Consider the following 14,043-nt stretch of genomic DNA (forward strand, 5'->3'; position numbering starts at 1 on the left):
GAACCTGACATGACCTCGACCGATGTGGGCAATCTTCTTGTGAGCCTGCAACTCTCCGACTCCGCATTCCCCAGCGGATTCTTCACCATGTCGCAGGGGTTGGAGGGGTTCGCCCAGGCTCGCGCGGTCGACAAGGACGGCGTCGAGGATCTTCTGCGGGGATTGCTGCTCCATTCGGTCGGTCCGGGAGATGCGACAGCGCTGGCCCGGGCGCACGAGGCCACCCGGGAAAGTGATTGGGAACGTGTGTATCTCGTGGATGAGATGCTGTTCGCCGCCAAGCTGAATGCGGAGATGCGTAGGGCAGCGGTGCGTAGCGGCCACCAGATGACGGACGTTGCCCTCGCGGCAATCGGAGGTGTGGAGCTCGAGCAATGGAAACGGGCCATCGCGTCCAAGCGGACCCCCGGGTGCCAGCCGGTCGCGACCGCTGTGGCCTACGTCGCGGCGGGTGTGGGCGCCGAACAAGCCGTCGCCTCGGATATGTTCGCGTTCTCGGTGAGCTTTCTCGGTGCGGCGCTGCGGCTTCGGCTCACTGATCACCTGCAGATGCAGGTGATGCTGCGTGCAATCGGCCCGGTGATAGCCCAGGCCACAGCCGAGGCGATGGACCGCGACCTCGAGGACATGGGGGGATGTGTCCCGATGGCGGACGCCATGTCCGCCCAACACGAGCGCGCGGACGCGAGGCTCTTCGCGAGCTGACGGCTCCGACTCCATCCACAGACCAACAAGAACAGATGAGGTGATCGAATGAGCGGCAGCGTATTGAGAATCGGGATCGGCGGACCAGTGGGTTCGGGCAAGACGGCACTTGCCGAAGCCCTTGTGCCGCGGCTCATTGCCGCGGGCAGGCAACCGGCGGTCATCACCAACGACATCTACACCCAGGAGGACGCGCAGCACGTACGCCGCGAACTCGCGGGTGTGCTGGACCCCGATCGTGTCGTCGGTGTCGAGACCGGTGCTTGTCCACACACCGCCGTACGTGACGATCCCACCATGAACCTCGCGGCCGGGGCCGAGATGCTCGAGCGGTTCCCCGATGTGGACACCCTTGTGTACGAGTCGGGTGGAGACAATCTGACGCTCACGTACTCGCCCTTGCTCGCGGATGTCTTCGTCTTCGTGCTCGATACATCTGAAGGCGAGAAGATGCCTCGCAAACGCGGCCCGGGCATCACCGAGTCGGACATCCTGGTGATCAACAAGATCGACATCGCCCAATATGTACGGACGAACATAGATGTCATGGAGTCCGACGCGTTGCGGGTGCGCGACGGCAAGCCCGTGGTACTGACCAACTCCCTCACGGGGGAAGGCATCGATGAGTTGCAGGATCACATCCTCGCGCTCTGGAATGCCCGCCCCGCTGCGATGTCCCGGTGAGTGCAGCGACAGTCCAGGCGGCGGACACCGGTCCGCCCCCTGGCACCGGCCGGGCGGGCGGAATGTCCGTCGTCCCACCCGTGGACGTGCAATCGAAACGGTATGGAGGGCACCGACTCGACCCCGCGTTCTACCAGCCGGACCGCGTTCCGCGTGAGATCGCCTGTCTCGCAGGTGTACCCGATACGTTGCCGACCGGGAGCCCGGGAAAGGTCGGCGTACTGGAGTTGGAGTTCGGCCGGAACGAACGCGGGACGGAACTTGTCGGGCACTACCAGAAATCGCCGCTGCAGATCATGCGTCCGCTGTACTACGACCTCGCGCGTCCCGACATGCCATATACCTACCTCATGTCCACAGGGGCCGGCGTCATGCAGGGTGACCGGCTCCGGACCGATCTCGTGTTCGGGGCTGGCACGTCCGCGTACCTGACGACCGCGGCGTACACGAAAGTCCTACGGATGGAACATGATTACGCAGTCGCGCAGATGAACTTGCGCGTCGATGCGGACGCGTACGTCGAGCTTCTTCCCGACCCTGTCATCGCGTTCGCGGGTGCGCGCCTGTATCAGCGCACGCGGGTGACACTGGCGCCGTCGGCCACCCTCATCGCCGGCGAGACCCTCATCGCCGGGCGTTTGGCGCGCGACGAGCGTCATCGGTACACCGCACTCGCATCCGACTTCGAGGTCCGTCGCCCGGACGGGGCCATGGTCGCGCTCGATCGGGTGCGACTGACTCCGGTCGATGAGGACACGGGCGGCCTGGCGGTTCTCGCAGACCACGACGTGCTCTCCATGCTCTACGTGTTCACCCCGCGCGCAACCGTCACCGAGATAAGCGACCTCCTGCACAGCGTCCTGTCACCGTCGACCGAGGCGGGCGTCGTCTTCGGTGTCAGCGCGCTCCCCGGCGACACCGGTGTGTGGGTGCGGATGCTGGGCGACGACACTCGGGCCATCCTGCGCGCCACGACGACTGCCTGGAGCGCCCTACGTCTGTTACTCACGGGAAGAGAAGCGCCGACGATCCGAAAATCCTGACAGTGCGATGAAGGCCGGGGGCGTCCCGTCACACGACCCGACCCTGAACCAGGGAGATGACATGTCGACGAGCAGTAAAGAAGCGGCGCCACCGAACAAATGGGTTGAGTTATCGGCGACGTTGCCCCGCGGTGTGTCTGAGATCTTCTTCCAGAGCAACAGTTGGACCGGCCTGCTGATCCTTCTCGCGTTCCTGGTCGCCGATTGGCAGATGGCAGTCCTCGTGGTCATCGGCACGGTGTGCAACACCGTCACCGGTGCCCTGATGAAAGTGGGTGCCGACAACGTCCGGATGGGGATGCAGGGTTTCAACGGCGCACTCATCGGCGCTGCGGTCTATACCGCGCTCGGCGATCAGGGCTGGTCCTATCTGGTGACTGTGATCGCCGGCATCGTCTGTGCACCCGTCACCTGGATCGTGGTGTGGATCTTTGCTTCGAAACCGTTGGCTCGCTTCAACTTGCCCTCGACAACTGCGCCATTCTGCATTACTGCGGGCGTCATGTTCGTCGTGACCAAGAGTATTCACGAGAAGTCCGCACCCCACCACGTCGCCGACGGGACGGGCGAGTCGATAATGCGCTCGCTGCTCACGAACGTCTCCGAGGTGGTTCTGGTCAACAGCATCTGGAGCGGGGCGCTCATCCTATTGGGCCTCTTCGTCGCGTCCTGGAAAGTCGGCCTCGCGGCGGTGATGGGCAGCGTGATCGGAACCTTGTGCGCGATGGCGTACGGTGATAGTTCCGGGACAATCGCTGAGGGCCTCGCCGGCTATTCCGGCGTTCTGACAGCGATCGCCCTGTCGGTCACATTCCTCCAGAACACCGTGATCTCGTGGGTGTATGCCGCAATCGGAACAGTGCTGACGGCGGTGGCGACCCTCCTCATGACCGATTACTATGGCGGTCCGCACTACACCTGGCCTTACATCCTGACCACCTGGGTACTGCTGGTGATCGCAGCGTTTGTACCCACCTACCTCCGACGCACATGATATCTAAATCGAAGCGCCCCAGCGATATCCGGCGAACGCGAGCGCGACACACACCACCAGCACGCCGAGGCCGTACGCGAGGGTGAGCCCATACCGCTTGTCGCGGACAAGTTGCACCGTCTCGTAGCTTGCGGTGCTGAAGGTCGTGTAACCGCCGAGGAATCCCGTGCCGATCACCGCGCCCACGTCCGTCGAGGCAATCCTGCTCACGATCAGGCCGGTGAGAAAGCCAAGGACGAGGGAACCGGTCATGTTGATGATTCCGGTGGGCCACGGGAACGTCGAGTTGATCTTGGAGTGGAGGAATCCGTCGAAGACGTACCGCGTCACGGCGCCAACGCCGCCGGCGAAAGCGAGTAGCAGGAACAACCAGAATGTCATGATCGCTGCTGACCGTTTGTGCCGTGCGCTTCGTGAATCTTCGCTGCCGAGGCGATGCCCGCGATGGTCGCGGCTGCGCCGACGAGGACGGTGCCGAGTGCATACAGCAATGCCATGCCCCAGCGGGTGTGGTCGATCAGCACTGCCGTATCTGTCGCAAGCGAACTATAGGTGGTGAAGCCGCCGCAGAACCCGGTGCCGAGCAGCAGTTTGAGCTGCGAGGTTCTGGTCGGTCCCGGTGCAGTACGTGTGAGTGCCTCGTACAGATAGCCGAGCAGGAACGCGCCCACCACATTCACCACCGTGATCACCACGGGGACACCGTCAAGATCAGGAACGCCGAGGGAGAGTCCCTCGCGAGCGCCCGCGCCGACGGCGCCGCCCACGAGGACAAGGCCGATGTTGGGTGCCTGCAAGTACGCGGGCCGTGTCGGTGCCGTCATCGAGCCTTCTCCTCGTGCGCGCCCGCCGGCAATACTTCGATCTCCAGGACGAGCCACATGGTGTCCATTGGTTCAGGCTAGTCAAGCAAGTACTGTCACCGGGCCGGACTGGGTGAATTGATCCCGAACTCAACGGGCATATCGGGCATTTCGCGCGCTATTGCTGGAAGACGCGACTGGAGTGAGGATGGTCGGAGGTCGCTCAATCCTGCGACCCGAGGGCATCGACCGGATTGTGGCGGAACACTTTCCATGCGGTGCCGGTGATCGCGCCGAAACCCAGCAGGCTGGTGACGCCGACGATAGACCCGTAGGCCCAGGGGGAGACGGTGGGAAAGGATATGCCCGGCAACGCGATTGCGATCCCGAACAGCGGCGGGTACGCGATGATCGTCCCGGCGGCCACTGCGACTGCGACGGCGACCAGTGCCTCCCAGCGAACCATCCCGCGGATCTGGCCTGTTTGTGCGCCGACCATGCGAAACAGGGCGAACTCGCGGCGGCGCTCGGTGGTCATGAGCACCAGTGTGTTGACCACCGCGATGGCAAGGAACCCGAGAAGGACCGACAGTGCAACACGATTCACCGTGTCCTGCGATCGTTGCTCCTGCCGGTTCGCGACGGCAAAACCGTTGCTGTCCATCACCGTGAGTCCGCCGATCGATTCGATGGCCATCCGGGTCTCGTCGATCCTGTCTGCCGCTGCTGTTACCACTATGTGGTCGACCAGTCCGGTGGCGGTGTGTTCGCGGACTTGCTGGTCTGGAAGTGTGATGTCACCGAAACCCAGTCCGCGACTGTAGGTGGCGATGACGGTGGGTGTGATGAGGGTGCCTTCGCCCAGCCGGAGCGGCACGGTGTCGCCGATTCCGGCGTCCATGGTCGCAGCGGCATCGTCGCTGAGTGCCACTGTTCCGGTGCGGAGTTCGGTCAGTGCGCCGCTGTGGACGTCGAGATCGAGGGTGGTGGCTGCCTCATATGGATCGATGCCGAGTACGGGGTAGACCTCGGTGGTGGGATCGTCGGCCCTGCTCGTGGTGTGAAAGGCCAGGCTTCGGGTGACCGGATTGGCAGCTTCGACGGAGTCGATCGATGCGATCGTGTTGATGAGTGTCGGCTCGACACCTCCCGGCCCGGTTACAACCAGGTCCGCCGTCATTCCTTGTTCGACCTGTTGCTGCGCCGCTGCGGTCAGGGTGCTCTGGCTTCCCAATTGGACCGATCCGAAGGCGATCACCAAAGCCAAGGGTGTTATCGCCGTCGCGAGCCGACGTCCGTTGGCATTGAGATTTGCGGCGGCGAGGACCGCTGCGGCAGAGCGACTACGGCGCATGGGGCCACCGATGAGACGCAGCGCACCCGAGGCCAGTGTCGGTCCGAGGAGTGCCACCGCGATGATGAACAGCAGCACCGAGACGCCGGCACCGGCAAGCGCATCCGGCCCGGGAACAACCAGCGGCATGAACGCGGTCACCAAGCCCCCGAGGCCGATGAGAAGGCCAAGGGTGGTGCGGGTTCGACTGATCGCGCCGGCCTCGACTGCCGACTCTCGGAGCGCCTCGATCGGGTCGAGGCGGGCCGGACGACGTGCTGAGATCGCGGCGGCGAGTCGGGCGGCGATCACCGCGGTGGCGATGCCGGCGAGGGCCGGGAGGGGGCTGATGGCCAGGTCGAAGTCGCCGGGGATTATTCCCGCCCCGGCAAACTCACTGCGAATGACCTGTGCCAGAAGATATCCGGGCATGACGCCCAATAGTGCTGCCGCGCAGGCGACCACCCACACCTCGGATCCGATGAGCTTGTGAATCTGGCGTGGTGTGGCGCCCATTGATCGCAGTAGGGCGAAGTCGCGACGACGTTGCGAAATGGACAGCGACACAGTGCTCGACACGACGAACACGACGATCATCAGTGCCACCCCGGCAAGCGCAGAGGTCAGGGCGACCAGTTCGCCGCGAGCTGCTCCGACATCAAGATATTCGGCGTCGGCGCGGGCGTCGTCGATGTAGGTGGTGACATCGAGGTCGCCGAGTTCGGCATGGGCCTGTGAGGCCAGCGCCGAGGAGTCGACACCGTCGTGACCGAGTAGCCCGATGACGGCCACGGTATCCGGATGTGGCCAGAGCTGCTGCGCACGTGCATCTTCCATAAAGAGTGTCGCTGGACGAGTAACGGTTGCGGGTGATGGCGCGGCGGCGACACCGACCACGGTGTATTCGCTTCCGATTCCGCCGTGCCGTAGCGTCACTCGGTCGCCGAGCGTCGCGGGGCCGGTGCTCACCACCTCGTCCGGACCGGTAGGTGGATGTCCCGCCGTCAGGGTGAACGGTGCCAAGATGGCCGAGGACCAACCGTGGGCATCGAACTGTCGGCCGCTGTCGTCGGAGAGGGGAATACTGACATCACCGACTGCGGAACGGACGTCAGGCAGACTCGCCAATTCGTCGACGGCGGACGCGGGCAGTAGTGCGCGCTCGATGTAGGGCTTGTCGAAGTCTTCCTTCGTGTCGAGTGTCTGTGGTGCTCCCACCACAACATCGGCGTCGGCGAATCGATGTGGTTTGGCACCGCCGCGAATACCTGATTCGAACAAGATCCCCAGAGCGCAGACGAGCAACGCGGCGCTGAACACCGTGATGAACACGGCCACAAACCCGTTGCGATGGCGGCGGAGATTCGCGCGGGTGAGGCCGCCAAGGCGAGTGTTTGGCATGGTCACCACTGCCCGAGGTCGGTCAGAGTTTGTGCGATGGCACTTGCAGTGGGTGCGTGTATCTGACCCGCGAAGCGTCCGTCGGCAAGGAACAGCACGCGATCAGCTTGTGCGGCGGCGACCGGATCGTGGGTCACCATCACCACCGTCTGACCGTGTTCGGTGCCGGCGCTGTGCAGGAGGGCGAGGATCTGCTGACCGGTACGGCCGTCGAGCGCGCCGGTCGGTTCGTCGGCGAACAGCACGCGGGGGCGGCTGACCAGCGCGCGTGCGATGGCAACCCGCTGCTGCTGGCCGCCGGACAGTTCGCCCGGGCGGCGACCCTGCATGCCGGCGAGCCCCACCGATCCGAGGACATGTTCGAGGTGTGCGCGGTCGGCGGTTCGTCCGGCCAACAGCAAGGGCAATGTCACGTTCTGTTCCACGGTCAGCGCCGACATGAGGTTGTAGGCCTGGAACACGAACCCGACGTGGTCACGTCGAAAGGTGGTCAGCCTGCGCGACTTCAGTGCGCTGATCTTGGTGTCGCCCAGCCACACTGCACCGCGGGTGGGTTGGTCGAGACCGGCGGCGCAGTGCAGGAAAGTGCTCTTACCCGAACCGGAGGGGCCCATGATCGCGGTGAAACCGCCCACGGGCAGGGTGAGGTTCACCGCGTCCAGTGCGGTCACCTGACTGCTTCCGGATCCGTAGGTCTTGGTCACATCATCGAGCCGGATCGCCGGTGGTGGTGACACTGCGGTTGTTGGATGTAGCGGGGCGTAAGAGGTCATGGCAGCAACGCTACGAATCTGTGGTGGTGTGAACCATCCCGCTGCCTACCGGTCAATGGTGTAGTGGGCTATACCGTCATCGGCCGCGCCGTACGGCATCCTGGAGCGATGAGGCGAACCGGGCAAGCCGCACGTTGGTGGCGGGCATCTCGCTATCTCATGGTCGAAGGGGTGTCGGCGTGGGTGTCGTTGGCGCTGGTGATTGCCGGACTGTTCGTCGTTTCACTGATGATCCTGATCGTCGGGTGGCTGATGGCCCCGACCTATCTGCGGCTGCTGCGTCTCTGGGCGGGCAGGGCGCGGCTGCGCGCGGGGCGGTACACGGGAACTGTGATCCCAGAGCGGTATCCGCCCTTGGATGAGGTCGCTGGATTCGGTGATGTGCGCAGGGCGCTGTGGGCACCTTCCACTCGTCGCGACCTTGCGTGGTTGTTCCTGCATGCCTTTGGGGCGCTGGTCACCGGGTTGGTTGCCGTGGTCTTGCCGCTGGCGGCGTTGGATTCGCTGTCGACCCCGTTCTACTGGTGGGCAATGCCGGCCGACAGTCCGGCAGGAAGCCCGTACCCGGTCACCTCGTGGGCACTGGCCGCCACGATGCCGTTGGTCGCGGCCGCCTATGGGCTGCTGACGTGGTGGCTCAATCCGATGTTGGCCAGGGGGGTCACGTCAATAACGACAGGGTTGTTGGCACCAGGGCGCGAAACCGAACTCTCCGAGAGGGTTTCGGCTCTGACCGCCAGCCGGGCCGCTGCCCTCGACGCACACTCCGCCGAACTGCGGCGCATCGAGCGTGATCTGCACGACGGCGCGCAGAACAGGCTCGTCGGGGTCGTCATGATGTTGGGGCTCGCGGAGCGGTCACTGCGGGTCGACCCCGAACAGGCCCTCCCACAACTCCTTCGAGCTCAGGACGCCGCAACGGATGCGCTGTCGGAACTGCGGACACTCGTCCACGACATCTATCCGCCGATCCTTGATGAGCTGGGCCTTGACGGCGCGGTGGCAGCGCTGGCCGGCCGATGCTCGGTGACCTGCGTACTCGACGCCCGGAATTTGCACCGTGCACCCGCCGCCGTCGAGAGCGCGGCCTATTTTGTTGTGGCCGAGGCGTTGACCAATGTGGTCAAACACAGTGGTGCGGACACGGTGCACTTGACCATCAGCACCCGTAGCGGTGTGGCGGGCAACATTTTGGTCATCGAAGTACTCGACGATGGCCGGGGCGGGGCCGATGAGGCAGTGGGCAGTGGATTGCCGGGTATCCGTCGGCGTGTGGCAGCATTCGAGGGAATCATGACGCTCGACAGCCCACCCGGCGGACCGACGAAACTCGAAGTGGAGCTGCCATGCGGATTTTGATCGCGGAAGACGACGCTCTGCTGCGTGAGGGGCTTGCGCTCTTGCTGCGTAGTGTCGGCATCGAGGTGACCGCTGCGGTCGCTGATGCCGAACAGTTCTTGGACGCATTTGACGCCGACCCGCCTGACGGTGCGGTGGTGGATGTGCGTATGCCACCCACGTTCACCAACGAAGGACTCAAGGCCGCGATCGAGGCGCGCCGGCGGGTCCCGAACTTCCCGGTGCTTGTGCTCTCTGCCTACGTGGAAGACCGCTACGCCGGAGAACTTCTCTCCGGCAGCGCGTCCGGTGTGGGGTATCTGCTCAAGGAGCGGGTCGGCAAGGTGGAGGAGTTCGTCGACGCGCTGCACCGCGTGGTGGCGGGCGGAACTGTGATGGACCCAGAAGTGATCTCGCAGTTGATGAGTCGACGCCGTGCCGACGACCCCATCCGGTCCCTGACACCACGTGAATCGGAAGTACTCCAACTGATGGCCGAAGGCGTGGGGAACGCCGAGATCGCACGCAGACTCTTTGTCACCGACACCGCGGTGAGCAAACATATCGGCAACATCTTTGCCAAGCTGGGTTTGACGGCAACGGACACCGGACACCGGCGCGTGCTCGCGGTACTCGCACACCTGCGGTCGTAGCCCTGAAACCTGGCGAATAGCAGGGCTGCGAGGGATATTTGCCCTCGGTGGCCCCGTCATCGCCAGACTTCAGGGCCGATCTGTAGGCTCAGCCGGCGTCGACCCGCGCCAGAAAATCAAGGATCGCTGTCGAAAGAGATTCTGGTGCCTCTAGGGCGACGTAGTGGCCGACCCCTTCGAGTTGCACTGTCTCGATGGTTCCCGCCGTGATGTGGCGGACGGTATCTGCGGTGATCGATCCGCCACCGGCGCCAATCGCCAAGGCGGGCATTGTCAGCGGGCTGGTGGAGGCCAGTTGCTGGAGTCCCGCGCCTTCGGCCAGCATCGACCGATAGAGGCCGGCCGCGCCACGCCAGCCGTTGGGGCGGGAGTACGTGCGAACGAACTCGTCGATGTCGGTGCTGGTGATCGACCCCGCAGCCGCGGTCATGGCCGGGAATGCCCAGCCTCCCAAGAACTCCCGCTCGCGCCCGACGAGCAGCATCTCGGGGATGTCGGGCGCGGCGAGGACACCGATATGCCAGGAGCCGCCATGGGTGATGTCGCCCAACTGCTCGAGGCCAAAGCCGGCGAGCCCCATTTCGATCGCGGTGATGCTGCGAATGTCATCTGGATGCATGGCGGCGAGACGGAAGACGGTGGCTCCACTGATGTCCTGGCCTGTGATGTGTACGGGCCCCAGTCCCAGCTGCTCGATGAGTTGGTGCAGGTCTTCAGCTGAGGTTGGACTGTCGTAGTCACCGTCGTCGTTGCTCGAGTCGCCGAATCCTCGTAAGTCGACGGCGATGACACGGTGCTTCGCGGCAAGGATCGGAATGACCTTGTGAAACGCCCACCAGGTCTCGGGAAAGCCGTGGACCAACAGGATTGGGGACCCGGCGGTGCCCGCGGATACGTAGTGGATCGTCGCGTCGTTCACCTGCGCGTTGTGATGGGTGATCCCGGGAGCGGATGGGCTTGGGGCTGTGGGTTGGATCATTTACTTCCTTCGGTCGACAACCAGGTTGTCTTTCACAATAGGCAACCAGGTTGTCTTTGTCCAGGCGTTGTCTCTAATCTGTATGCATGTCGCGTTCTGGCGCCGATCTCGCGCTCCTTCTCCTCGGTGGCTACCGCACGCTGGTGGACGCTGCGATGGGCGACCTCGCCGGTCGCGGATACGACGATTTTCGTCCCGTCCACGACTTCGCGATCCGCGCAATCGCCGCGGGCGCGGACAGTGCATCGGAACTGGGTCGCCGTATGTCGGTGTCGAAACAGGCGGCAGCGAAGACGATTTCAGTCCTCATCGACCGTGGTTACGTGTCGCGAGACGCCGATCCCGACGATGCCCGCCGCAAGCGGCTCGAGGTCACGCCACGTGGTTTCGAGGCCCTGCGACAGGGGGAGGCTGTGTTCGACGAGCTGCGTGAGAAGTTTGAACAACAGATCGGCGCAGCAGAACTGGCAAGATTCGAGCAGTCGCTGACAGCCCTCGTCGGAGATAAAGCGATACGCATCGACGCACCCGGCTGGACCCCTCAGTAGACCCGGGTGAGTGTCGGACTCGCCCAACGTCTTTCAGGCTCGTTCACTTCGAGTCGATTCGACCGGGCGTTGTCGGGTTCTGCTGGTACTCGGCTTTTGCCTGTGCCCAACTGGGATCGTCGGGATAGAGGGCGCTGCGTAGGAATGCCCAGGTCAACCGCTGCAGTGTTGCCACGCGAGCAGGGTCTTCGTCGGTGGTTTCTGCGGCCTCGTACCCGGGGATTCCGCCGAGTGAATGTTCAGCTCCGAACAGGGTGATCAGCGATTCGGCACCTGGACTGAGCCAGTACGGATCGGCCGACCAATCCGCCCCCCGTGTGGACAGAACACTGATATCCGCGTCTCCGGCGACGACCAGGGTCGGCCTGGTTATGTGATCGAAACCGGGGTTGAGCCAAGGCATGTGCTCGGCGTATTCGGGACGGAGGTCGGTTCCGCCGCGACCTGCGGTCGCGATCAGCACGCCGGCCTTGACCCGTGGGTCGGACATGTCGGGACCTTGCTGGGTTTTCTCGTCGAGAACGCGCAAACCCATCAGGCTGCCGGTGGTCTGGCCGCCGAACGAATGCCCAGCTGCGGCGATCCTGGTGTGGTCGAGGCGTCCCGCGAGACCCGGGACCGCCGCCTCGACGACGTGGATGTTGTCCAGGACGCGCTTCATATCCTCAATTCGATACTGCCACAACCGACTTTGTCGGCTGTCGTCTGGTCCGAGTCCGACCATTCGAGAGTCCAGGTGCGTCGGCTGGATCACGACAAAGCCGTGAGCTGCCCAGAAGTCGGTCAGGGGACCATAGGCCCGCATTGACGATCCGAAGCCGTGGGAGAACAAGATGATGGGCAGATCGCCGCCGATGGCCGGAGCCGAGATGCGTAGCTGCAGGTCCGCACCGCGTTCTGGAGCGGGCAGCTCTATCGGGCTCACTGACACAACAGGCGTCGGATGGGCGAGACCGTTGTCTGCGATTGCCTGGTCTGCGTTGTTCATCGAATTCCTCTCGCGGGGCGGCGGTGTCGGCCGATCGCTGTGCCATGATTACCTGTACGTTCGTTCTAATAACTATTACTAGAACGATCGTCCTATTAAGTCAAGTTGGATGAGTATGGAGGACACCATGGTCGGGCGACCTGTTGACCACGACCGGCGAGCGAAACTCCTTGACGCAGCGGTTGATTATGCCGCCGATCAGGGATTCGCCGACTTGTCATGGCGTCCTATCGCGGCGGCGCTCGGTGTGTCGACGACGACGCTGGTGCATCACTTCGGGACCAAGGAGCACCTACTCGAGGCCATCCTCGGGCGGCTGCGCGAGCGCATCGTCGTGGCCACCGGTGAGCTGTCCGGCGAGCAGCCAGATCTCGCCGCCGCTGCGCGCGCGGTGTGGACATGGAGCTCGGATCGGCGTCAGTGGGCCACTTTTCGGCTGTTCTTTGCTGTCTATGGCAGCGCACTGCAGGCGCCGGGGCCCTACGCGGAATTCTTGGAGCAGGTGGGCACCGACTGGATGCAGACCCTACGCGAAGCCCAGGGGCAAGGTACCGATCCGGCCACGGCAACCCGGATGGCCACGTTGGTGATTGCCACGATCCGGGGGTTGCTTCTCGACCTTCTCGCGAGTGGCGATCAAACACGCGTGCACGACGCTGCGGAGCATTTTCTCGCCGGGCTGGAGTGACCGATAGCGTCTCAAGTTGTTGTGACGAAACCGGATTCGGAGGCCACGATGACGGCTTGTGTCCGGTCCCGTGCAGCGAGTTTTGAAAGTACCTCGCTGACATGAGATTTCACGGTTTCGGCGCCGGTGAACATATGCGTGGCAATTTCCGCATTCGGCGGGCCGCGTGTTATCAACCGCAGCACGGTTGACTCGCGTTTTTCAGGCTCATTTACTTCATTGGATCCAGCGTTGTCGGGTTCTTCTGGCACTCGGCTTTTGCCCGTGCCCAGCTGGGATGGTGGCGCACGACTTCGTCCGCGAGTTCAGTGGAATTGCTCAAAGTCAATGTCGCTCGACCGGCGTATAGGGCGCGGCAAGCAGACCCACCATCGCGTCGAAAAGCCCGCTCTCGAACGCCGTTCGGTCGAGTCCGTCGTCGTCGCCCGCAGCGATTTGTGTGTGACGGTTTGCAATTGTGTGAAGCATCAGCTCGGACGCCATCGCATGCCTTTGCTGTCGGGCAGGCGTAGGCATATCGGGCATCGCGGTCATGGTCCTCATGGCTGTGGCATGGGCGCTCTCATGTGAATCGGTCGCCGCAAACGCGAGAAAGAGATCTTCGCGACGGGAAATCAGCCTGGCGAGAAACCGTACGTAGTAATTTGTCTGCGGATCGAGGTCGAGCAATGGGCGCGCGGATGCCTCGACGAGACCGCGTAGGTCGTTCTCCCGGCCTTCATCGCGGAGCTGCTGCAGAAACTCCAGACGACGAATATTCACCGCGGGCAGGCGGTGTTCGACGATCGCCTGAAGCAGGCCGGCCTTCGAGCCGAAGTGGTATTGCACGAATGCCGGATTACGGGAACCGGCGGCGCTACCGATCTGCCTCAGCGAAACGCCGTCGATGCCACGACTCGCGAAGAGGCGTTCGGCGATCTCGATCACTTCGACGAGAGTGCGTTCGCGCACCGTCTGCGGTGGAGTTACCCCGTCCATCCGCAGATCATCTCATGGCGCTCCGGAATGGTTGACACTCCGGTTCTACAAGTGTTTAAGTTAAAACACATGTTAGAACTACCAGTTCAGAGGCCTCTTCTCAGCCTGTTCTCCTCTTTCAACACCACGAAAGTG

General features: G+C 63.5%; 16 protein-coding genes. 8 read left to right on the plus strand and 8 right to left on the minus strand.

The window, feature by feature from the left end; all coding sequences use genetic code 11:
• Window positions 1-9: 9 nt before the first annotated feature.
• The 4 genes from AC1TQG_RS25360 (at window position 10) to AC1TQG_RS25375 (ending at window position 3,426) form a co-directional block, all read left to right on the plus strand.
• Entirely contained in the window at window positions 10-705 is a 696-nt protein-coding gene (locus tag AC1TQG_RS25360) for an urease accessory protein UreF (protein WP_482141532.1), read from the plus strand.
• Window positions 706-753: 48 nt separating this feature from the next.
• On the plus strand, window positions 754-1,389 hold the full coding sequence (ureG, locus tag AC1TQG_RS25365; protein WP_482141534.1) for an urease accessory protein UreG: 636 nt from the start codon (window positions 754-756) through the stop codon (window positions 1,387-1,389).
• Complete coding sequence (locus AC1TQG_RS25370; RefSeq protein WP_482141536.1) at window positions 1,386-2,432, plus strand: urease accessory protein UreD; 1,047 nt, start codon at window positions 1,386-1,388, stop codon at window positions 2,430-2,432. The genes ureG and AC1TQG_RS25370 overlap by 4 nt, the downstream gene beginning before the upstream one ends.
• A 61-nt stretch (window positions 2,433-2,493) precedes the next feature.
• A complete protein-coding gene (locus AC1TQG_RS25375) occupies window positions 2,494-3,426 on the plus strand; it encodes an urea transporter (protein WP_482141538.1) in 933 nt (310 codons plus the stop codon).
• 3 nt (window positions 3,427-3,429) lie between these two features.
• Here the strand turns inward: AC1TQG_RS25375 and crcB are convergent, their stop codons facing one another.
• From crcB to AC1TQG_RS25395, 4 genes are all read right to left on the minus strand, one after another.
• Window positions 3,430-3,807, minus strand: a complete 378-nt coding sequence (gene crcB / locus AC1TQG_RS25380) for a fluoride efflux transporter CrcB (protein ID WP_482141540.1) — start codon at window positions 3,805-3,807, stop codon at window positions 3,430-3,432.
• A complete protein-coding gene (locus AC1TQG_RS25385) occupies window positions 3,804-4,250 on the minus strand; it encodes a fluoride efflux transporter FluC (RefSeq protein WP_482141542.1) in 447 nt (148 codons plus the stop codon). The genes crcB and AC1TQG_RS25385 overlap by 4 nt, the downstream gene beginning before the upstream one ends.
• Window positions 4,251-4,452: 202 nt before the next feature.
• On the minus strand, window positions 4,453-6,963 hold the full coding sequence (locus AC1TQG_RS25390) for an ABC transporter permease (protein WP_482141544.1): 2,511 nt from the start codon (window positions 6,961-6,963) through the stop codon (window positions 4,453-4,455).
• Between the two features lie 2 nt (window positions 6,964-6,965).
• Window positions 6,966-7,736 (minus strand): ABC transporter ATP-binding protein, encoded by a 771-nt coding sequence (locus AC1TQG_RS25395; protein ID WP_482141546.1) that lies wholly within the window; start codon window positions 7,734-7,736, stop codon window positions 6,966-6,968.
• Window positions 7,737-7,844: 108 nt separating this feature from the next.
• On the opposite strand from AC1TQG_RS25395, the gene AC1TQG_RS25400 reads away from it, so the two are divergent.
• Together AC1TQG_RS25400 and AC1TQG_RS25405 are read left to right on the plus strand one after the other, a co-directional pair.
• Window positions 7,845-9,095, plus strand: a complete 1,251-nt coding sequence (locus tag AC1TQG_RS25400; RefSeq protein ID WP_482141548.1) for a sensor histidine kinase — start codon at window positions 7,845-7,847, stop codon at window positions 9,093-9,095.
• On the plus strand, window positions 9,083-9,727 hold the full coding sequence (locus AC1TQG_RS25405) for a LuxR C-terminal-related transcriptional regulator (RefSeq protein WP_482141550.1): 645 nt from the start codon (window positions 9,083-9,085) through the stop codon (window positions 9,725-9,727). Before AC1TQG_RS25400 ends, AC1TQG_RS25405 begins: the two co-directional genes overlap by 13 nt.
• An 88-nt stretch (window positions 9,728-9,815) precedes the next feature.
• Here the strand turns inward: AC1TQG_RS25405 and AC1TQG_RS25410 are convergent, their stop codons facing one another.
• Entirely contained in the window at window positions 9,816-10,706 is an 891-nt protein-coding gene (locus AC1TQG_RS25410; protein WP_482141552.1) for an alpha/beta fold hydrolase, read from the minus strand.
• 86 nt (window positions 10,707-10,792) lie between these two features.
• Between AC1TQG_RS25410 and AC1TQG_RS25415 the strand changes: the two genes are divergently transcribed.
• Window positions 10,793-11,254 (plus strand): MarR family winged helix-turn-helix transcriptional regulator, encoded by a 462-nt coding sequence (locus tag AC1TQG_RS25415; protein WP_482141554.1) that lies wholly within the window; start codon window positions 10,793-10,795, stop codon window positions 11,252-11,254.
• Between the two features lie 43 nt (window positions 11,255-11,297).
• Here the strand turns inward: AC1TQG_RS25415 and AC1TQG_RS25420 are convergent, their stop codons facing one another.
• Window positions 11,298-12,242 carry an alpha/beta hydrolase family protein gene (locus AC1TQG_RS25420; protein WP_482141556.1) on the minus strand — a complete coding sequence of 315 codons (945 nt, stop codon included), beginning with the start codon at window positions 12,240-12,242 and terminating at the stop codon, window positions 11,298-11,300.
• Between the two features lie 127 nt (window positions 12,243-12,369).
• Between AC1TQG_RS25420 and AC1TQG_RS25425 the strand changes: the two genes are divergently transcribed.
• The gene (locus tag AC1TQG_RS25425) at window positions 12,370-12,930 is read left to right on the plus strand and encodes a TetR/AcrR family transcriptional regulator (protein ID WP_482141558.1); all 561 of its coding nucleotides are present in this window, start codon (window positions 12,370-12,372) and stop codon (window positions 12,928-12,930) included.
• Between the two features lie 11 nt (window positions 12,931-12,941).
• Here AC1TQG_RS25425 and AC1TQG_RS25430 read toward each other — a convergent pair whose 3' ends face one another.
• Together AC1TQG_RS25430 and AC1TQG_RS25435 are read right to left on the minus strand one after the other, a co-directional pair.
• Window positions 12,942-13,181 carry a response regulator transcription factor gene (locus tag AC1TQG_RS25430; RefSeq protein WP_482141560.1) on the minus strand — a complete coding sequence of 80 codons (240 nt, stop codon included), beginning with the start codon at window positions 13,179-13,181 and terminating at the stop codon, window positions 12,942-12,944.
• A 73-nt stretch (window positions 13,182-13,254) separates the two neighbouring features.
• On the minus strand, window positions 13,255-13,857 hold the full coding sequence (locus tag AC1TQG_RS25435) for a TetR/AcrR family transcriptional regulator (RefSeq protein WP_482141561.1): 603 nt from the start codon (window positions 13,855-13,857) through the stop codon (window positions 13,255-13,257).
• Window positions 13,858-14,043: the final 186 nt, after the last annotated feature.

It is taken from the genome of Williamsia sp. Y844 (assembly GCF_056786475.1).